Annotated in this window: 20 protein-coding genes, 1 tRNA gene and 2 pseudogenes; 9 read left to right on the top strand and 14 right to left on the bottom strand. The window is 42.4% G+C overall.

What is annotated here, in order from left to right; genetic code table 11:
- Window positions 1-481: 481 nt before the first annotated feature.
- The 5 genes from aspA (at window position 482) to AACX38_RS11085 (ending at window position 6,177) form a co-directional block, all read left to right on the top strand.
- Window positions 482-1,906, top strand: coding sequence for an aspartate ammonia-lyase (gene aspA, locus AACX38_RS11105; RefSeq protein ID WP_099120628.1), 1,425 nt, complete (start codon window positions 482-484; stop codon window positions 1,904-1,906).
- 140 nt (window positions 1,907-2,046) lie between these two features.
- Complete coding sequence (locus AACX38_RS11100; protein WP_228864306.1) at window positions 2,047-3,348, top strand: anaerobic C4-dicarboxylate transporter; 1,302 nt, start codon at window positions 2,047-2,049, stop codon at window positions 3,346-3,348.
- Between the two features lie 218 nt (window positions 3,349-3,566).
- Window positions 3,567-5,375 (top strand): protein-disulfide reductase DsbD, encoded by a 1,809-nt coding sequence (locus AACX38_RS11095; protein ID WP_228864305.1) that lies wholly within the window; start codon window positions 3,567-3,569, stop codon window positions 5,373-5,375.
- Window positions 5,376-5,399: 24 nt separating this feature from the next.
- Window positions 5,400-5,972 carry a division control transcriptional repressor DicD gene (gene dicD, locus AACX38_RS11090; protein ID WP_228864304.1) on the top strand — a complete coding sequence of 191 codons (573 nt, stop codon included), beginning with the start codon at window positions 5,400-5,402 and terminating at the stop codon, window positions 5,970-5,972.
- A 129-nt stretch (window positions 5,973-6,101) separates the two neighbouring features.
- Window positions 6,102-6,177 (top strand) — tRNA-Phe (locus AACX38_RS11085).
- 351 nt (window positions 6,178-6,528) lie between these two features.
- On the opposite strand, the pseudogene AACX38_RS11080 reads toward AACX38_RS11085, so the two are convergent.
- The 6 genes and pseudogenes from AACX38_RS11080 to AACX38_RS11055 form a co-directional block, all read right to left on the bottom strand.
- Window positions 6,529-7,164 (bottom strand): annotated as a pseudogene (locus AACX38_RS11080) (site-specific integrase); the annotation flags it as partial.
- A 188-nt stretch (window positions 7,165-7,352) separates the two neighbouring features.
- Window positions 7,353-7,487 (bottom strand): hypothetical protein, encoded by a 135-nt coding sequence (locus AACX38_RS11075; RefSeq protein WP_255712046.1) that lies wholly within the window; start codon window positions 7,485-7,487, stop codon window positions 7,353-7,355.
- 153 nt (window positions 7,488-7,640) lie between these two features.
- Window positions 7,641-8,051, bottom strand: a complete 411-nt coding sequence (locus AACX38_RS11070) for a hypothetical protein (protein WP_228864303.1) — start codon at window positions 8,049-8,051, stop codon at window positions 7,641-7,643.
- A complete protein-coding gene (locus tag AACX38_RS11065; RefSeq protein ID WP_228864302.1) occupies window positions 8,044-8,211 on the bottom strand; it encodes a hypothetical protein in 168 nt (55 codons plus the stop codon). The genes AACX38_RS11070 and AACX38_RS11065 overlap by 8 nt, the downstream gene beginning before the upstream one ends.
- Window positions 8,212-8,305: 94 nt before the next feature.
- Window positions 8,306-8,767, bottom strand: coding sequence for an antirestriction protein (locus AACX38_RS11060; protein WP_228864301.1), 462 nt, complete (start codon window positions 8,765-8,767; stop codon window positions 8,306-8,308).
- Window positions 8,757-9,194 (bottom strand): antirestriction protein, encoded by a 438-nt coding sequence (locus AACX38_RS11055; RefSeq protein ID WP_445327113.1) that lies wholly within the window; start codon window positions 9,192-9,194, stop codon window positions 8,757-8,759. Before AACX38_RS11055 ends, AACX38_RS11060 begins: the two co-directional genes overlap by 11 nt.
- Before the next feature lie 235 nt (window positions 9,195-9,429).
- On the opposite strand from AACX38_RS11055, the gene AACX38_RS11050 reads away from it, so the two are divergent.
- The 3 genes and pseudogenes from AACX38_RS11050 to AACX38_RS11040 form a co-directional block, all read left to right on the top strand.
- Window positions 9,430-9,624: a hypothetical protein gene (locus tag AACX38_RS11050; RefSeq protein WP_339385678.1), complete on the top strand. Its 195-nt coding sequence runs from the start codon at window positions 9,430-9,432 to the stop codon at window positions 9,622-9,624.
- A gap of 318 nt (window positions 9,625-9,942) precedes the next feature.
- Entirely contained in the window at window positions 9,943-10,512 is a 570-nt protein-coding gene (locus AACX38_RS11045) for a hypothetical protein (protein WP_228864299.1), read from the top strand.
- A 536-nt stretch (window positions 10,513-11,048) separates the two neighbouring features.
- Window positions 11,049-11,153 (top strand): annotated as a pseudogene (locus AACX38_RS11040) (single-stranded DNA-binding protein); the annotation flags it as partial.
- 240 nt (window positions 11,154-11,393) lie between these two features.
- On the opposite strand, the gene AACX38_RS11035 reads toward AACX38_RS11040, so the two are convergent.
- The 3 genes from AACX38_RS11035 to AACX38_RS11025 form a co-directional block, all read right to left on the bottom strand.
- Window positions 11,394-13,316 (bottom strand): hypothetical protein, encoded by a 1,923-nt coding sequence (locus AACX38_RS11035; RefSeq protein ID WP_228864298.1) that lies wholly within the window; start codon window positions 13,314-13,316, stop codon window positions 11,394-11,396.
- Between the two features lie 12 nt (window positions 13,317-13,328).
- Window positions 13,329-15,920 carry an AAA family ATPase gene (locus tag AACX38_RS11030; protein ID WP_228864297.1) on the bottom strand — a complete coding sequence of 864 codons (2,592 nt, stop codon included), beginning with the start codon at window positions 15,918-15,920 and terminating at the stop codon, window positions 13,329-13,331.
- 572 nt (window positions 15,921-16,492) lie between these two features.
- Window positions 16,493-17,410, bottom strand: coding sequence for an integrase domain-containing protein (locus AACX38_RS11025; protein ID WP_228864296.1), 918 nt, complete (start codon window positions 17,408-17,410; stop codon window positions 16,493-16,495).
- Between the two features lie 392 nt (window positions 17,411-17,802).
- Between AACX38_RS11025 and AACX38_RS11020 the strand changes: the two genes are divergently transcribed.
- The gene (locus AACX38_RS11020) at window positions 17,803-17,976 is read left to right on the top strand and encodes a hypothetical protein (RefSeq protein ID WP_228864295.1); all 174 of its coding nucleotides are present in this window, start codon (window positions 17,803-17,805) and stop codon (window positions 17,974-17,976) included.
- 382 nt (window positions 17,977-18,358) lie between these two features.
- Here AACX38_RS11020 and AACX38_RS11015 read toward each other — a convergent pair whose 3' ends face one another.
- The 5 genes from AACX38_RS11015 to AACX38_RS20780 all read right to left on the bottom strand — a co-directional run bounded on the left by AACX38_RS11015 (window position 18,359) and on the right by AACX38_RS20780 (window position 20,280).
- Complete coding sequence (locus AACX38_RS11015; protein WP_339385677.1) at window positions 18,359-18,538, bottom strand: hypothetical protein; 180 nt, start codon at window positions 18,536-18,538, stop codon at window positions 18,359-18,361.
- Window positions 18,539-18,653: 115 nt separating this feature from the next.
- Window positions 18,654-19,100, bottom strand: coding sequence for a hypothetical protein (locus AACX38_RS11010; protein WP_339385676.1), 447 nt, complete (start codon window positions 19,098-19,100; stop codon window positions 18,654-18,656).
- Between the two features lie 2 nt (window positions 19,101-19,102).
- Window positions 19,103-19,687 (bottom strand): polymorphic toxin type 25 domain-containing protein, encoded by a 585-nt coding sequence (locus tag AACX38_RS11005; RefSeq protein ID WP_228864293.1) that lies wholly within the window; start codon window positions 19,685-19,687, stop codon window positions 19,103-19,105.
- Window positions 19,688-19,702: 15 nt separating this feature from the next.
- On the bottom strand, window positions 19,703-19,930 hold the full coding sequence (locus tag AACX38_RS11000; protein ID WP_228864292.1) for a hypothetical protein: 228 nt from the start codon (window positions 19,928-19,930) through the stop codon (window positions 19,703-19,705).
- A 14-nt stretch (window positions 19,931-19,944) separates the two neighbouring features.
- Window positions 19,945-20,280 carry a hypothetical protein gene (locus AACX38_RS20780; protein ID WP_445327112.1) on the bottom strand — a complete coding sequence of 112 codons (336 nt, stop codon included), beginning with the start codon at window positions 20,278-20,280 and terminating at the stop codon, window positions 19,945-19,947.
- Between the last annotated feature and the right edge of the window lie 92 nt (window positions 20,281-20,372).

Below are 20,372 nucleotides of genomic sequence, written 5' to 3'. Positions count from 1 at the left end.
TTGGAGCAATTTAAGTTAAAGCAAATTAAGTTGAAGCAACTTAAAATGAGGCAGCCTAAAATGAGGCACCTGAAAGATGAAGGATATAAGCCGGTATTCTCATCCGCTTTAGGCGCTGTGTATACTACCAAAGCGTTTTTATTACCACGAATCTCGTTTATAACCCAGCTCATTGATAGCAACATCTATAGATGACTAGTTTGTATGGATAACATATGTGGGGATAACAATAACGGTTTTCAATACTTAGGACATTTGACTTTTTACCTGAGTAACCGTGACCTCAATCACACATATGTCATTTCATTAGTAAAATCGTACTATAAAGTGATCCAGGTTCAAGGCATTTCTGACAAATCCACATATGATCGCGCCTGCAATTTTGTGGTAATCACCTAATATCACAGCGATTGCTGTCGGCAACATTATCTCAACAAACATATAACAAACAGTAAAACGTATCCAATTTAAGAAGGTTCTCATGTCAAACAACATTCGTATCGAAGAAGACCTGTTAGGTAAACGTGAAGTCCCTGCTGAAGCCTATTACGGTATTCACACTCTACGTGCGATTGAAAACTTCTATATTAGTGACCGCTCCATCAACGATGTCCCTGAATTCATTCGCGGCATGGTCATGGTGAAAAAAGCGGCAGCACTGGCAAACAAAGAACTCCATACCATTCCCGGCAAAGTTGCAGATATCATTGTCAAAGCGTGTGATGAACTGCTCAACACAGGCAAATGTATGGATCAGTTCCCTGTTGATGTTTTTCAGGGTGGCGCAGGTACCTCGCTGAACATGAATACGAATGAGGTGCTGGCAAATATCGGTCTTGAATTGATGGGGCATCAGAAAGGTGAATATGAGTACCTGAACCCCAATGATCATCTGAACAGAAGCCAGTCAACTAACGATGCCTATCCTACCGGTTTCCGTATTGCTGTTTACAACGCAATCATGCAGTTGGTTGATTCAATCGAATTATTAAAAGCGGGCTTCGACAAAAAAGGGATTGAGTTCGACGATATCCTGAAAATGGGTCGTACTCAATTGCAGGATGCGGTACCAATGACTCTGGGTCAGGAATTCCGCGCTTTTTCCATGTTATTAAAAGAAGAAATTAAAAATATTACTCGTACCGCCGAGCTGCTGCTGGAAGTGAACCTTGGGGCAACCGCTATCGGTACTGGTCTGAACACAGCACCTGGCTATCAGAAACTGGCTGTAGAAAAGCTGGCAGAAGTGACCGGCTTGCCTTGTGTACCTGCAGAAGATTTGATTGAAGCGACTTCTGACTGTGGTGCTTATGTTATGGTTCATAGTGCCCTGAAACGTCTGGCTGTTAAGATGTCTAAAATCTGTAACGACCTGCGTCTGCTGTCTTCCGGCCCACGTGCTGGTCTGAACGAAATCAACCTGCCAGAATTGCAGGCAGGCTCTTCCATCATGCCAGCCAAAGTAAACCCAGTTGTTCCAGAAGTTGTTAATCAGGTCTGCTTTAAAGTTATCGGTAACGATACCTGTATCACTATGGCAGCAGAAGCTGGCCAATTGCAGCTGAACGTCATGGAACCAGCTATTGGTCAGGCTATGTTTGAATCTATGACTATCCTGAGCAACGCTTGCCGTAATCTGGTTGAGAAGTGCGTTAACGGTATTACTGCCAACAAAGAAGTCTGTGAAAGCTTTGTCTTTAACTCTATTGGTATCGTGACCTACCTGAACCCATTCATCGGTCACCATAATGGCGATATCGTAGGTAAAATCTGTGCAGAAACAGGTAAAAGCGTCCGAGAAGTTGTTTTGGAGCGTGGTCTGCTGACAGAAGCGGAATTAGATGATATTTTCTCTGTTGAGAACCTAAAAAATCCGACTTACAAAGCAAAACGTTTTGATGACTAATTAAATGATTATAATAACGAGTTCGTCTTAATTTTTAAGGCACGCTATTCCAACCGGAAGCGTGCCTTTTTAATTGGCAGCAAACACAAATTATTAACCATAGATTTTCATAAAACTAAATAAATGAAGGAGTATGTAACATGTTAGCCGTAGAATTGGTTATTGTTCTGCTGGCCATTTTTCTGGGGGCAAGATTAGGGGGAATCGGAATTGGCTTTGCGGGTGGAATTGGCGTTTTAATCCTCGCCATTCTAGGTGTAAAACCAGGCAGTATTCCATTTGATGTTATCTCAATTATTATGGCTGTGATTGCTGCAATATCAGCAATGCAAATAGCGGGCGGGTTAGACTACCTTGTCCAGCAAACTGAAAAATTACTGCGTAAGAACCCAAAATACATCACAATCCTCGCACCTATAGTCACTTACTTTCTGACTCTATTCGCAGGTACAGGGAACATCTCACTGGCAACACTGCCTGTTATTGCCGAAGTTGCTAAAGAGCAAGGCATCAAACCATGTCGTCCACTTTCGACTGCTGTCGTCTCCGCTCAAATCGGGATCACCGCCTCCCCTATCTCTGCGGCAGTTGTTTATATGGCTTCAGTTATGGAAGGGCAAGGTATCAGCTATATTCATTTGCTGATGATACTGCTGCCATCCACATTTTGTGCCATCGTGTTAATGTCATTCATCATTTCATGGCTTTTCGATTCCAAGTTGGCAAATGATCCTATCTATCAGAAACGTCTGGCTGACGGCCTGATAGAAATGCGCGGTGCATCTCAGATTGAAATCAAACCGAAGGCAAAACTCTCTGTTCTGCTATTTTTGCTGGGTGTTATCGGCGTTGTTATCTATGCGGTTATCAATAGCCCGAGTGTCGGGTTAGTAGAAAAACCTCTGATGAATACCACCAACGCGATTCTGATTATTATGCTGAGTGTTGCAACGCTCACCACGGTTATTTGTTCAGTCAATACAGATGCTATTCTGAATTCGAGTACTTTTAAGGCTGGCATGAGTGCCTGTATTTGTATTCTGGGAGTGGCCTGGTTAGGTGATACTTTTGTTCAGGCCAATCTCGACTGGATTAAGGAAACTGCCGGTAACCTGATTCATTCTCGACCTTGGTTACTCGCGGTTATTTTCTTCTTCTGTTCAGCCTTATTGTATTCACAGGCAGCAACAGCGAAGGCATTAATGCCAATGGCATTAGCGCTGCATGTCACGCCATTGACTGCAATTGCCTCTTTCTCTGCTGTTTCCGGGCTGTTCATTCTGCCAACTTACCCAACTTTAGTTGCTGCAGTACAGATGGATGATACCGGCACAACCCGTATCGGACGTTTTGTTTTTAACCATCCGTTCTTTATTCCGGGTACGATTGCTGTTGGGCTGGCAGTCACATTCGGCTTTCTGTTCGGTGGTATGATTCTGTAGCCTTCAGGCTTTATGTTTGATTTTCAGGGGGTAAAACCCCTGAAATATTTTCTTTCTTTTATCTTCTTCCCTGAAAAAAACACCTCTTTGCATTAATATTAATCAATCAGCTTTTTGTCACAGATTCCATCGGTTATAGTGCTCATTTTAGTCGTAGTGCCGATTCTGGTAAATTTAACCCATTGACTCCCTATAACTGGCAGGTAAAAAAATATCCTATGATGAAACGTATTCTCATATTGTTTCTACTGTTCGGTGCAATCAGTGCGTTCCCCCTTAAATCCAGTGCGCTATTTGAGCAACCCGGACAATTGGGGCAGAATCGGTATCTTCCCGCTGAACAGGCATTTATGTTTGATTTTCAGCAAAAAGGGGAACAATTGACGCTAAGTTGGGATATTAAGCCCGGTTATTACCTCTATAGAAAACAGTTCGTTATCACCCCCGATCAGCAAACTTCTTTAGGCCATATTGATTTTTCCAAAGCAACAGCACATGAAGATGAATTTTTTGGCAAAACGGAGGTTTATTTTCAGTCAGCACACATCAATATCCCGATTATTGCTGCAACAAATGATTCAACACTTCAGGTGACATATCAGGGCTGCGCGGAAGCAGGCTACTGTTATCCTCCAGAAACAATCAGCGTGCCACTATACGCTGTAACCACACCCATAAAACCATCAGCTAATGAAACACCAAAACAGCCAGAATCTAAACCTGCTGAAATAAAAACACCTCAAAGTGAACCACAGCCGCAGGAGAAAACGTTACTGAAAACGGATCAAATGCCATTTTCGCCCTTATGGGCATTATTGATTGGTATAGGTATCGCATTTACTCCATGTATCCTGCCAATGTATCCGTTAATCTCCGCTATTATTCTGGGACAGAAACGCCCTGAAAGCCTGAAACGTATCTTCTGGCTGGCAATGAGCTATGTGCAGGGAATGGCCATCACTTATACGGCCTTAGGGTTAATTGTCGCCGCAGCAGGTTTACAGTTTCAGGCCGCATTACAAAGCCCTTATATTCTGATAGGGCTTTCCGTCCTGTTTATTCTATTAGCACTATCCATGTTCGGTATGTATTCACTCCAGCTCCCTTCTTCCGTTCAGACCCGTTTAGTGAACTGGAGTAATCAGCAAAAAAGTGGTTCCTATTTTGGTGTATTCGTCATGGGGATGCTGGCGGGCCTGATTGCATCCCCCTGCACAACCGCCCCGCTCAGCGCCATTTTACTGTACATTGCCCAAAGTGGTAACGCTGTGCTCGGTGGCCTGACACTTTATCTGTATGCACTGGGAATGGGTTTACCACTTATAGCCGTGACTTTATTCGGCCACAAATTCTTACCCCGCAGTGGCCCGTGGATGCAATATGTGAAAGAAGCATTCGGCTTTATTATCCTTGCGCTGCCAATATTTTTGCTGGAAAGAGTTCTGGGAGATGTATGGGGAATAAGGTTATGGAGCATATTAGCAGTTGCCTTCTGTGGCTGGGCTTTTTCATTGACGCTAAACCACAAAAACGGCTGGCTACGCACCCTACAGCTCATCTTACTGGCACTGGCTTTAATCGCCTCACGCCCTTTACAGGACTGGGTATGGGGCAATCCTGTTATAGAACAACAAAAAACATCTTTAGAATTCCAGCAAATCAGTGACTGGCAGGAATTGAGTCAGATTCTGGCTGAAAATCGCCATAAACCGATCATGCTGGATCTCTATGCAGAATGGTGTGTCGCTTGTAAGGAATTTGAAAAATATACTTTCCGCGATCCACAAGTCCAAAAACAACTAAGTCACTTTCTCATATTGCAGGCCAATGTTACAAAGAATGGCCCTGACCAGAAAGAGTTGCTGAAAAAACTGGAAGTGTTGGGGCTTCCCACTATCTTGTTTTTTGACACCCAAGGCAAGGAAATACCCGACTCGCGAGTCAACGGATTTATGGATGCAGAACGTTTTAATCGCCATTTACAGCATTTATACCCAATAGCTTCAGAACAGATAAAAGATCAATAAAAATCATTTAAAAGGAGAGCAACAGTGCAGCGTGAATACGTACTTAATCATGTACTCAATTTACTTGAGCAACAGGGTCTGTCAGTAACACTGGAGGCACTATTGACTCCCCTGAACATTGATATCGACCAAATAAAACATTTCTGGCCAGACCGCGAAGCCTTACTTTATGACTGCCTGCGTTTCCACAGCCAGCAAATAGAAGCCTGGCAGCGTCATATCCTGCTGGATGAAACATTATCCCCGGAACAAAAGCTATTAGCTCGTTACGACACTCTCAAAGAAAAAGTAGAGGAAAATCGCTGCCCCGGTTGCCTGTTTATTGCAGCCTGTAGTGCTTTTCCTGATACCGATCACCCTATCCATCAATTAGCTGCATTACAAAAACAAAGCTCATTTCAATATACAAATGGGCTATTACAGCAAATTGGCATTGAGAATAGTGAGCAAGTTGCCAAACAGATGGAACTTATCCTTGAAGGATGCCTCAGCAAACTATTAGTGAAAAAAGATATTGAAGATGTGGTCACTGCAAAACTGCTGGCTCAGGATATTCTGACCATAGCTAATTGCCGAAAAGAGGGTGCCTTAAGTTAAAAAAAGCTGGCAGCGCTGAATAATTGCGCTTGATTAGTATAAAAAATCCGCCAACGACCATTTTTCATGTTTTTTTCGCAAAAAGTCGTTGACGGATTGGAGTGAATACTGTTTAATGCGTCCCCGTTAGCCCGGATAGCTCAGTCGGTAGAGCAGGGGATTGAAAATCCCCGTGTCGGTGGTTCGATTCCGCCTCCGGGCACCACGATTTTAAAGCTAATTTGTTGAATACTATCAGGTAATTAACAAATAAGTTAAAATTTAGGGCTGTTAAGAAGATGTTAAACAATTGATCGCTTAGTTTGTACGTTCATGTTTAAAAAAGCCATAAATTAAAGCATACAGAGTGCCTGCATTTGCAAGCACTCTTTTTTCGTTCAAGGTAATGATTTCAGTAATTGATTCTGATGTCAAGTAAGGGAAAGACTTTACGGGACAGGGGATCGCAAATAGCCCTTTTTTCATATCATCCCTATTGATGCAGGGCAGTGACTCACGCCTCCACCTCCTCAATCCTGTCTGAGACCTGCCCTGTCTTTTTTACTGCCAGTTCTCCTTACACCGCAATATCCAGATAGATTGCCAGTTCATTCTCCAGCGTTTTCCCTGCGATCTCCATATCGATATCAATATATTCCAGGGTGGTTGCCAGACTACGATGACCCAGCAAACACCTGACCAGCTGCAAATTACGATCCGGTGCTTTCATCAGCTCAGTGGCCAGTGTATGACGAAAACGGTGAGGGGAAACGGCAAAACCACACTCTTTCGACAACCGGTTGAAGAACGAACGGATATGCTGCCTTTCTTTATCGTGATCATACCGGTAACGGCTCATCCGTCCATGAGCGTGCAAATCCAGACGACTTAAATCAAACAGCGGATCATCGTCTTTCGCCCCGCAGGCTTTTGCCTGTTCAACCAGTTTCGCCAAGCCGGGTTTAAGCTGCCGGATCATCGGTATCCGCCATTCACTGTGGTTTTTACTGCCCTCGACCCGCAGAACAATATAATTGCTGTCCAGATTGATATCCCGCAACCGCAGGTGCAATAGCTGATTCTGGCGCATCCCCGTTAACCGGAACGTATCCAGTACCGTCAGCCAATATCCGGTCGGGTACAACGCACAGCGGCCGCCCCGGGGAATTACCTGCCTGCGCTCCTCTTCCTCATACTGTCCCATCAGCAGATAACGGGGGACTTCTTCCCCACAAACCCATTGCTGCATCACATCGAGACACACGGATTTACCGGTGACGTCCAGTTGATTAGTGACCCATTCTGCCATGGTTAAGTTCCTTTGATTGTAAAGTTTAAAAACCGGAGAAACTGTTCCCCCCACGGGAGTCAGTTCCCCCGATGGATGATTGAAGAAAAGTGTCAGTTGAAATCCCGTCTGAAGATACCGGCAACCTGACTGTCGACAATGACCATCAGTTCATCATGCCCCCCCGGATACGGTGTACCGGGCGTCATTGCCGACGCGTCCAATCGGGTTAAATCGTATTTATCCACTCAGTCATTAATGGCTTCGGATGGTCTGACACCGTGAGCGATAAGTTCGGTCACCGTATCGTTCAGGCTCAGGCCAGAATGGCGTTTCAGCCGCGCGGCGGCAATCATCTGCCAGACCGTTAAACGTAAAGGTTCCGGGGTGATACCCCACCTTTACACGCTGAGGGTTGTGCTGTGCCGGAGAATATCCTGCACTTCATGATGATGCTGATAACGCGGCGATACCACATGCAGGGAGAGTAAATTCGCCTCATGCCACAAGACACGCGCCGCCTGTGCATTATTCCAGCTCAGCTCAACGGTGGCCGACTGACACAAGCGCTGTTGTTTCTGCGCCAGTGATAAACGCTCTGATGTCACGGTGACCGGCTGTGCCCAGACAATCTCGTCATAAAAGCGGCCACCGAGCACCTTGTTATCTTGGGAGTCATAAATCATCACCGTCAGTGGAAAAAAAGCCCGCCGGCACTGAGCTGAGGGCATTTCCGGTACCGGCCAGTCACCCAAAAGATGGATCACTTTCAGCCGTTGTACCGCTTCGGTGACCGAGTCGGTCTCACACACGGTCAGCGTTTCCTCCCGCAGCGATTGGGGTCGTTGGGGATGCTGCATCAGGCCGGTGACCTGGACGGTAAAAATAGCTTCCTGCGAGACCGGTGTCGTGCTCTCCGGCGCAGGTAAAAAAATCGGGTTCATGGTGTGGCTCTCCTTGATTGGACGTCAATAAAAGACAACACCCGCCCGGTAACAGGAAGGTGTTGTCGGCTCCCCGGTCAGGCGCTAAAGAAAAGGGTTAAGAGCCTCATCGACTGATAACGTCAGTGGTGATGATGGTTATTATGGATAAGTGACGAGCTGATGATGTCCTCTTTGGGCTGCATCGCCAGTACCGCACGCAGCAGCCCGGTTTCCGGGTGGTGCAGCGCGTATTCGCGTAGTTTGCAGAACCGGAACGCATCCGCATTCGGTTCATCCAACTCAGCGATACGGGCAAACACAATCGCGGTGACGGCCAGACCAAACGCATCCGCAGATAACGTGGCCGTCAATGTCGTCTCCGGCAGATAAACCGAATAGGTTTTTGCCGCGGTGGGGATCATATACGTCAGGGAATCAGACACGTTCCGGCTGCGCCACTGCTCAGGACGATATTCACCACACAACTGTGAGGCGGTATTCGCCAGCAGGAAACCCAGAAACAACCGTTCCAGTGGCGTTTTGTCGGGAAACACGACCGACAGGGCCAGGCTGTCCAGCAGTATCAGTTCATTATCCGGCATCACGTTCTCCCTTTATGCCCAGAGCCGCCCGGATACACTGAGCCTGAGGATGCTGCCGCGCATATTCACGCAGGGCGCAAAGCCGCTCAGCATATCCGTCCAGCTTCATCAGGTCAGTCAGGTAACCCAATACGCTCAGGGTCACCATCAGTCCAAAGGCATCGGCGGAGACTTCACCTTTAAAATCCGTCGTACTCACATTGACCACCGACGTATCCGACAGTACCGGCACGATATAGGCGATACGGTCTGACACCTTCCGGTACTGCCATCGGTCACACCGCTCATCGTCACACAGCCCGGCAGCGGCTTTAATGAACGTGTGCTCCAGCAGCATCAGTTCCAATGAACCGGTGTGCGGAAAAATGTCAGCAAAAGGGGATGATTCCGCCGCGGGCACTGTGGCCGGGGGGGTAGGTTGTTGCATGGTATTCTCCTGATAAAAACAACGGAGAACACCTGACCCAACGGGAAAGGGGTTCCCCGTTAGGTGACTGGCCGGTTGGCCATCATGAATAAGATTAAGAAACCTTCATCGCCATCAGACTGACGATATCTGCTTCCAAAGGGGCGCAGATGTACCACACCGTGGTGTACTCCCTTGCAGGCTACGGGAGTGTTGTGGTCGCTGCCCGAAGGTGATCCTCACAAGCGACCGGATCATGGATAAGTCTGACTACGCTAATCAACAGAAATCATCAGGTCAATGGGTAATTCATTTTCCGGGGAAAAAAATAATGTCAGGAGTGCTACGGAATTTTTGGGGCGTCAGGGAGAAACTGTCAATACGCGGTGACCCGTTCAGGCCGTTTGGTCTAACACGTTTATGCCCATTGTGTGTTTATACCGATGGCTGAATTATATCGATAATCTATTTTTAACCTGAATTCTGGATAAGGATAATTTACTGCTGTTGGAAGACCAGAACCTGTTACGACGAAGCAAAATACTTACTGGCACTCAAAGATCGAAATTCGCCTTTACTTAAAACATAAAAAGCTTGTCGAATGTCTCAGGGTGTGAAGCGGACTTAGGTATAACGTAACCACTTGCAATAAAAAAATGCATGCTCATTTTCAGTTAATTATACAAACATTCTTTCTGATTACCTCCTTGCTACAACTATAAAAACTATGATTAACTAGTTAAATCAATTAACTGATTACTAAGTATTTATGCAAAATAATATCGCCACATTCTATTTGAATGAAACTACAGAAGATGAACGCGCTTTATGTTTAGTAATATATAAAGATATTATTATCAATAAGATAACAGAGTGCGATATCGATGAATATGTTGATAAGATTAATAACGGAACGATAACTGAAGGCTACCTTGAGTCCATGGATAGCTTTTCAATTATATACCCTTCAGAGGTGGGGGAAGTTTCTTCTGAAGCACCAATTAAAAGTGTATCAATTGAGCTCCCTTGCTACCCAGGTGTATCAATTCTTGAATTCAAGTCATTTGAAGAAAAAAATAAATTCATCACAATCTATTCTTCAATATTAGAAAAATACGGATTTTATAAAGAACAAGGAAAAGCTCCTCGCATAAGTGGCTCTATCATTATATTTATAGTCTCATTAATACTTGCTGTAATATTTCTATTACTAGGTAAATATGCTTTTAGTGCTGCATATTACGCAAATATAGCGCCAGCTATGCTAGCGGTGTGGGGATTCAAGCGTCTTATCCTACCAAGTGATTGTATTTATTTGAAAAAAAATACTATTTCTTAACGTAAGATATTACTTAGCGTAAGAACCACAATCATAATTTTTCTGTAATTAACCCGATATATGGACACCCACTTGAATTAAGTCGGTGTCCATATATCGGGTTAATTACATAGTTATTTCGGCGTCGGTTGGTAATCCTAGAAAACGACTGCACCAATTGATAGGGCTTAGAATCTGGTATTCATATGACTTCTGATAAAATAATTTCAGAAGTCAGCCACACTGCTCGATACTCGTGTGCACTGAAGTGTGTAATTTGTATAACCGACTGCACGGAGTATAGATATGTTCACCATAGCTTTCTATGGTCGGCGTGATCCTGAGTCCCTGAAAAGCTACCCCACCCAATAACCCTATTTGTTGAGGTAGGTATTCTTCTGGAATTTATATCACATTTTGATCCTGATGAATCCTTTGCATGCCTTAGAATAAATGATGTATTAAGTGACAATTTCTAACATTCAGTATCTTGTAATTCATATGTCACATAATCGACCGTATAAGTGACAGGTATAATATTCTAATTGGCTATTTAAGGTCACTTGCAAACACGCAAGTGGCAAGACCAGAAGGGGCAGGATCGCTATTCGACCGAAGTTGTGGTGAAAGCGAACGACACAATGCAGATGTTAGGCAGTCGTAGTGATTCAAGCCCGCGTCTGCTCAGCAGGTTGCTTCTAAGTCAGTACAAAAAACACAACCTTCTAAAACTGTTAATAAGGAGAGAGAACCTACTCAGATGACAACGCTTTCTGCTTTGCCGGAAGAAACCGAGGAAATGGATTGGGATGAGATTCAATTTTAAATGGTTTAACAAATTGCCCTGTTGTTACAGGGCTTATTTGTAATTAAAGTAGAGCAAATTCTCCCTGCATATTTGATTAGTGCAATTGATTACCTGAAATTTCAAAAGGTTCCTGCATAAAGAATGGTAATTGTTTCTTATACAGGTGCTCTGTTTTTTTTATGAGTGATTCTTGTTCAATCTGTTGAAATAATTTATCAAGCATTATAGATAAGCGAGCCTCTTCATTGGGTTTTACTCGGATCCCTTCAAGCGAAGGTAATATACTTTCACGCTCTCCAATTGAGTGATACGACGCATAAAAATCTACCTTTTCCGCTTGCCCTTTAGGGTAGAGAGCCCAAACAGCTTGTATTGGTAAACGCCCATAACTACCATCGCTTCTTTTTTGATGTAATCCAAGTAGGTATTTGTTAACTAAATCAGGTAGTTTTTCACGCTTAATCCAGTAGTCCGATGAGAATTTAGCGTCAAGAATTAATAGTATTGGCTCGGTACTACCCCCAATCCATATGCGTAGTACATAGTCAGGACTTCGGTACTGCCAATCTTTGCCTTGATGTTCGATACAGACATCCACTGGGTCACCAGGCTGAGCTTTATGTTTTGTCCAGATCTTGGGCTCATAAAATAGTTCTATTTCCATTCTTCGTGATTCATGTGAAAAATAGAAGTAATTATTAATTGCATTTATAGGACGTATTTTTTCCTCCCCCCCGAATTTAGCCCCATTGTAATCACGCCAACCTTGTTTGAGTAAATTTGCACCGGTATTTCGTAGTGCTGAAATTAGCTGTGTTAACACAGTAAACTCATATAGTGTACTCAAATGACGTAATCCAAATAGCAAATCCCCTATACCTATTTCTATATTGCCGAATTCATACCACCTAGCAATTTTTTCATATACCTTTAGATAGCTAGGTGTTCGAGCAACAAAAGGGGTTACAGTTGGAGGAATAGGCTTTAAATCTTTAGGTATTTTTACGAATGCGTTCAGATTCTTACGCAAAAATCTCACGCGAGATAGTAGATTATCTAATCTTTTTGATAACCCTTCTAAAATAGGAAGTCGGTATTTATTTAAAATATGATCTAAATTTATATATTCACAAAAATCTGAAATATTATCTTTCGTATTGCTTCCAAGGAAATCAGTTAGCAATACCTTTTTTGCTTTACTTAGTTTTTGTTCAAGATGTGCTAAATAAGCATGGATAATCCTATTTTCTAGTAAATCTCTATTATGAATAGTTTCTTCCCAGGCTCCTTGTGTGATCTTGGCTGGATAGCCTCTCAATCTCAATGTTTGTTCTTCCTGATGACAAAAATGAATGAATTCTGGATGTTGAGTAAGCCAAGTAACACCCTGCGGTGAATTTGGTAAAGTTTTTTGCTTTATTTGCAATTCAGTCTCCCATCGTTCCCGGACTCTGGATAACAACTCAGGCCATACTGATTCACAAAGCTCTATTCCACTTTGAGCCTCTGCCATTAGACGAGTTATTGAATCTTCATTGCCTTTACCAGTGCTACCATCAACCCTTGAGCGAGAGAAACATAGGGATACTATACTTGCATAATGGGTGTATAAATACTTAAGCATACTTTCAGCTAGCTCAGCGTTTACTAAGTTAGCTTGGATATTAACTAAGCTCCTAACCCGAATATCTATTTTTTGAAATGCCAAAATTATTTCGCTTCTACCTACAAAATTATAAAATGGCTTCCCAACGGTTTGATCTTCATCAAACAATACACACCAATGTTGTTTATCATCTATTGATGTAGTTAATGACATCTCATGAACGACATCACCGATATACAATATTGGAGTTCCAAACTCTAGGGCTTTATCACGTACTATCAGTTGAATTCCTATTTGGGCATCTTCAGGAATTGACCAATCACCATGAATTGCATTTCCTTCACTAATTAATTCGCAAACGAAACCTTTAAAAGTACGCCCAGGATTGACCTCAAGGGTTAAATCCAACATTGTTTTTCCTTTTTAAACTACATAGCGATAGCTATTGAGGGCTTCTTCACCTTCTAAAATAATTTTTCGAAGGTGCTTAGCTGACATATTAAGACCATGTTTCTTTAATGCGGAATGCAGGCGCTTCAGCCGTTCAGCAAAACTATCTCCATAGCCGTTTAAACTAGGTAAAACATGTTGAAGAATAGCACGATCTAGTGCAGTGATTTGGCCTTCGTATTCAACTAATAGAGATCCAGCCACTTCTACAAAATTAGAAATTAAACGACGTTTGCGGTAAGATATGAGAATTCGTTTTCCTAGCTCTTCATGGTCATCCTCAAGAATATTGGTAATTTCACTCATAATTGAATGAGCTTCACCTGAAAGTTGAGTTCCTTTTCCTTCAAATAAAGATAACCAATCTATCGCAGAAACTGGTTCAATAGGCATGCCCATTTTAGAGCTGGTATTTTCTAAATACATTTCACTTATTAGGTCATCAAAAGGTATTACTGCCGCACGATCAAGCATTCTTGGTGATAGTGGCTGTACTGTTTCATCACTATTTACTGTGCCTACAAAGCGGATATAGTCTGGTACAATAATTCGCTCTTTCTCAGGATAACCTGTAAAAATTTCTCTCCTACTTTCACCATCAGCTAAATCCAAGAAATTGCTAAAATAATGTTCTGGGGAGCTTAGATTCATTTCATCCAAGAGTAGTATAGAAGGCGTTACTTCTTCGGGGTTTTCTTCCTGCATTGTTAATAATAATTCCCAAAGACCCGTTGCTGCTGGTTGATAGGAGCCTGCGAGGCTATTGTAGTATCCCAATATATCGTTTGAAGACATCCACCCTCTTGACACTGAGATTGTGTGCTGTCTATATCCAAGATTCATAGCTTGGCCTAGCCGCTTAATCAAGCTAGTTTTCCCCGTTCCAGGTAAACCGGAACAAATAGTAAACTGGTTTTGTGCTAGCGTAGTTACAAGATTAACTAGTTGCTCAGTATCAAGATTCCTACTATAACTACATAATGCCTTGTCCAATTCATCAAGGTATTCTTGTTGAGCTTTTACTTTATTCGTTGTGTCCAAACGATTAGCTTGAGGAGAGTGAAAATCCCATTTAGTTTTGGATGTTTTATTTGGTTGTGTCATAGCTTCGAACCCAGCTTTGATATTGACAAACTGCTCTGTCAATTTCGCAGAAGATTCTTTGATTTGGGTTTTTACATTTTCAAGCGAATTTTCGCTTTCTTGTACCATCCTATCAATAGTACGGTATTCGTTCCTTTTTTCTTCTATTGCATCTAGTAACTCTTGATAAGTTTCATAATCTGAATGTTGTGCTTCCAAATCTGACAAAAGTCGTTCTCTATTAGCAATTTCTTCCTGGAGTTCGGCATGACGGAGTTTGAGTTCTCGCATAACTTGTTCTTCTAATTCTGTTTTTCTCTTTTCCTCCATTTGACGAAGCTCATTTTCTTTTTCACTTTTTTGCTGTGCTATGGATTTTAGTTCGTCTAAAAGAGATTGTTTTTTATTTTCTAATCTTTCAACTTCAACACGCCTTATATTGGCTTCTTGTACAATATTTTGGAGATGATTTGCTCTGTACTTTTCATAGAAAGCAGCCTCATTTTTTGTCAAAAATTCATCTAAGAAACGCTGCCCTTCTGGCATTCTCAATAACTCATCTTTGAATTTTGTCATATTTGAATCAAATTCAGCAGCTTCGGCAAGTAACCCTACAGTACGTAAATATCTAGGTTGTTCTGTTTTAAATTGACGTCCACTTTTTACATTCTTGCGCAGTACTTCAATACCTTTTTTTGTTAGTCTTCCACCATCTGCTCGAAATATAGAATCTTTTAATAATGGCTCCACATAGTTGCGAATCAAAGTTTCAGCATCCATGATATCAACCTGATCTTTAGGTGTAAGCTTATTGATAAATTGAGTTACATTAGTTAGAAATACCGTCAATCTTTGCCTTAAAGTAACGTCAATGAGTTGCTCTTCGCATAGCTCTCGCTTTAACTTTCCGATCATATGATCACTCAAGATCTTGCCAGGTAACGGGGTAGTTGGATAACGTAAGTTAACTTTATATCCATCTTCGCCTTGCTCGGTTATATCGTAAGCAAATGGTCCTTGAATAAAATTTTCACCATCTATATTGGTTGAAAGCATAATGAGATTTGTAGAAGGAGTGTGAGCTAAATGCAAAATTGGTTCATCTGGATTGAAATCATTATGGGCAGATAATACTTCAAGTAGATCTGTATTCTTAATTAGTTGCACTGCTTTATAATAAGCTATATGACTTTGTTGATTAGCTTCAGATTTATTCGCGCGTGTAACCTCTGCGAGTAATAGTTGATGTGGCTCGTATTTTCTTTCTAACTCATCGAATGGGCCTGTAATGAAGACTTTCTCTGTGTCGCAGAAGTGTTCCTCTGTGTTTATCGGTGCATATCGTTTATTACCATTCTCATCTCTGAATTCTTCTATTATTATGTCTAATTTTCCACGAGATTTTTTTTCTGTAGGATCGATCCAGCTTTCACCTAATGTACCAATAACATATCGATATTGTTCTGTATATTCTTTGCTCATTTTATTCTTGTCTCTATCTTTATTTCTAACTCTAGTCTAATTAAGGTAATTCTAAGTTACTGCATGCACATAGTTTCAAGGATGAAATGTTCAAAGTTATGTGCACATACACAATACCTTAAAGAAATCAATATGAACATGAACTCTATTCAGTTTGTGATTTTTAGCAGAATGGCTGGATTAACACAATAAGTGCAATATGCTTCCTGTATCGGCTTCAATGGGGGTTATCGTTAGCCACATTAAAAACGTCACTTGGTGCGGATAAATCTGTTAATAAGCAATCCAGAATAATAACCATAACTTTTTGTTTTTTTGTTCATAAAGTAATTGAATTTGCTTCTAGGATGTCTTTTAGACAACTTAAGGTCAATTACGACAAGATTGATGGATTATAATGTAAGCCTATCACTAAAACTCCCAGTCTGTATGAATGTGAAGTTATTAAATTCGTAACACGTATCTGTCCAAAAGTGAGTTAGCGTAACATAGGAATAATCGCCTAAGATTCAAGATTGCTTTGCTCATATTCCAATGACCAGAGCAACAGAGCGTGTGTGCTCCAATACAACTTATTCGCCCTCAATATTCTGGTAATACACCTGCTTAATATAACGCCCTCGCCCATCGCCATGCCCTAAATCCATTGAGACCAGTGCCAGCGCTTCCCGCTCGTTAAATCCTTGCGCTATATAATGCTCCCCGGATTGCTGAGCAAAATGGTAACGCATACTGTGCGGGGCGTTCTTACCCGTCAATCCTGAGCTTCTGACAATATAGCGGTAACGGTCGATGGCCTGCGTGATCGTCGGCTTATCAATCAGTTTACCGCCACGCCCGGTCTGCTCGCGTTCAGCATAAGCAATCGCGTGTTGCAGGGCTTCCCGATCCAGTATGACCGTCTGTCTGGGGCGTCCCCCTTTAGTACCGAACACCACCCGCACAGACGTATGCCCGTTTTCCAGTGCTTTCTTCCAGGTCGCTAACGATTTGTAGGCTTCCACCGCTTCTTTGGTACGCAGTCCCAGCACATACGCCAGTTGCATAACAGCCGCGACACGCCGGTCTTTTTGTTCCACCTGCTGAAAAATGTCCCGGAATGCAGCCGGTGCCAGCGCCATTTTCGTTCCCTTGCGGCTGGTATCCGCGATACCCAATGCCCGGTTACTCAGGCGGGCATTATCGGGATCAGCCAGCTTATGCTTTCCCGCCTGCGCTAAAATGGCTCGCAGCACCGACATTTCATTTTGCAGTGTCCGATGACTGATATTGTTGGCTTTGCGTTCAGCAATGTAACGCTCAATATATTTCACCTTCAGACTGTCCATTTGCCGGAGTTTGATGCCATTGGTTTTCAAATAATCAAGGAACTGCCGGGCCATACGCTCCCGATCCGCCACCGTAACAAAACTTCCGCCCGCCTGTCGGGCATGCGTGATAAAGACTTTTCTGAACTGCTCAACCTTTGAACGTGTCGATCCCTGCGCCATTCTCGCCTCTTCTGCTACTTTGCGTTTGTTTTATTCATTTTTAGTCGTTTTTAAAACAATTCCCTGCGTGTCGGTTCAGGTTCACCGTTCCGTGGTGCGTCAGATAATGTGTAGCAGGGCGGGATTGTGTTGAGTTATTGCAGGAGCTCGCGACGTGCTCAGCACAGCGATGACATGCTCCCCGTTCAGTGCCTGATCAGCTCAGGATGAACGCCTCATTATCTTGACGTGATTCATTTCTCCTTAATTTTTACTGCATCAGCCTGCAATCAGGCAGTGGGTTGAAAATCCGATAGGACAATCGTTTAACAGGGTGGTTAATAGTCTGTTTTGCGTGGTTTCACTGAGTAATGCGGGGTTCAAATCGGTCGTAAAACCAGACCGGATGGGCTATGGACGTTTGCCGCTTTGCGGCGTCACTTGGTAATCGCTGCGCTTCAACACAAGTGACGCCGCACAATATTCGGGACGTTTATCGTGATGAACTGAAAATGCAGATAAAGGTTGTACTGATGAGAATAGTCTCATTCAGCGTAAGACAGGGTTCGTTTTACCCTGCTGTGTGAATAGCCGGTGAATAACACCGGAAAACTTTCATCCTCAGACCGAGGGTTAGGTGTCCGGGGATATCTGCTTCCAAAAGTGCGCAGATGTACCGCATTGTAATGCTCTCCCTTGCAGGCTACGGGAGTTTTGACTTCGCCGCTTCACGCTGATCCTTGCAGGCGATAGATCATGAGTAACCGTTAAATACCTTATAGGTTAGGCTGAGTGAGGTCAAATTTTTGTCCGATATTAAGGTGGGAAAGACCGTACCATTCTTTTTCTTGATAAACATAATGACTCGTTTGTTCATCCCCCCCTTGAAGCAGCTTTGTGAGATACCCTATACTTTGGCTCATTCAAACCTCGGACCAGTGCACCCAGCCAGATCAATCGCAGTAGTTATCAATCCTGGCATAAGCGGGAAAAACGGCCAGATCCTGAACGGGTGAAATTGAAAAGTCTAGTGCGCTCAAATACGCCGCATTGTTCAACCAGGTAGCCGTACTTCTGCGTACACTGCTCCGGGTTGTTGTTACAGAAGTCCATCATTTCCTGCTGGTTACGGATATTGGTATTAATCATATCCCGGATAACCTGCTGACAGCTGTCTCCTTCACAATTGCGTGCTCTGTGCTCAAAACTGTCCAGCTCATTGACGCCCAGGAAGTTATTCTCAATTATATTTTTGTGGCAAAAATCAATTAGAAAAAACCATATAAAAATAAACAGCATAAAAAAATCTAGATAACCACAGTAATATACTTTTAAAACTTATATCCATTTCAAAAAAAAACTCTCTTATACATTCAATTTTATTTCCACATGAAAATTTTCTTCTAGATAAAAACCTGCAATGAACAATAAATAAAAATATTGCAATCGTACCAATGAAATACTCTAAAACATGAATGGTGTATTCATGCCTTAGAAAATAATCCCAAATACCAAACACATACATTGTAAAAAACATAAATATGGAAAAATTAGCCAGCTTGCTTTTATTAAAAAAACAAAAATCAAAAAACCTGAATGCAATCATTGGGTTTTTTAGTGAAACTCTTCGGCTAAGACCAAAATAAATCAGACAGCCTGAAAGAGATAACAAACTTGACACCATAAAAACAAACGGAATATATACAATCATATTTATTTTTCCTTAAACTCATATTTATATATTTCAGCACCCTCTTTGCCATTTATGTCTACTTCACCCAATGAGATTTTTTGTGTTCCTTTCAAACCATATGATGGCCCGGCACCTAATGATGTACCTATTCCATCTTTTCCTACTGACAGCCCTACTGAACCAAAACCAAAGCCTAGGTCAAAAGAATAGTCTTTATTCAAGGAGCCTAACGAACCTGGGAAGTAAGGACCAAATTCTACTCCAACAGTTGCGCCAGTATGAACACCGATAGCGGTTGTTTCCCCACCATTAATTGCAAATTTGTATGGATCCAACGATACTTCAGCAAATCCAGCCCAACCTGCTCCAAATTCAGCTTCACCTTTCAAATAAGGCTTAACTTTATATTCAACTCCCCATGATGGTCGTTGATGACTATATTTTATTGCTTTATCAATTTCATCTACAGAGGCTCCTTTACTCAGTAAGTCGAATGCCAATGTTGCATCTGAGTTTACGGAATTAGCCATTTGAACCCAGAATGAATTCGGGCCAAATCCATCTCCCAAGGCATTATTCTCAATAACAAAAAATCCCAGCGTCATAGCTGGGATTTTTTGTTATCTACACAATGGCTCCAAACTAAGTAAATGAGCCTTTGCTTTTTCCACTATATTCAAAAATTCATCATAACTGAATTCTAAAATATTACTATCAGGATAAATAATAATATTCACTGATTTTTTGTCCTCAGATAACGAGATTTCTCCCCACTGTACCTTATTAAAAGATAGTTCAGCATAAAGATCATCTCTATCAGCAAAACTACCAACACTATATTCCAACATGCTCATTCTCTCTGTCATTTATTAGGTGGCTCACGGAAACCGATTAATCTTGTACCATCAGCATTAAACCTTAATGCCCTCCCATCAGGTGCTGTTGCTTCAACTACAATAATCCTCTGTTTGTTTTCAAAAACCACCCTTGATTCTATTTTGGTATTTGGATTACTCAATATTTCTTTAATCAAAGTCTGAGCTTCCTGATTTAAGATTGACGCCTTCTGACTAGAGTATGAAGGCTGGAAGAAGCCGGATTTGCCACCGGGCAGGCGGTGAATATCACCGTTGAACGGGGGCAATTGATTATCCGGCTGGTTGAAAAGAGCTGACAGATAATAAGTATCCCCCGGCATAGCCGGGGGTTTTTCATATGCGCCTATAAGGCTCTCTTACCTGCCGCGCCCTAACAGGCGCATCGCAATCTGACATTTGCATTCTAGTGATT

It is taken from the genome of Xenorhabdus sp. PB30.3, assembly GCF_963895965.1.
Lineage (GTDB): Bacteria > Pseudomonadota > Gammaproteobacteria > Enterobacterales > Enterobacteriaceae > Xenorhabdus > Xenorhabdus stockiae.
The sequence above is the reverse complement of the archived record's forward strand: the minus strand, read 5'-3'. Positions and strand labels throughout refer to the sequence as shown.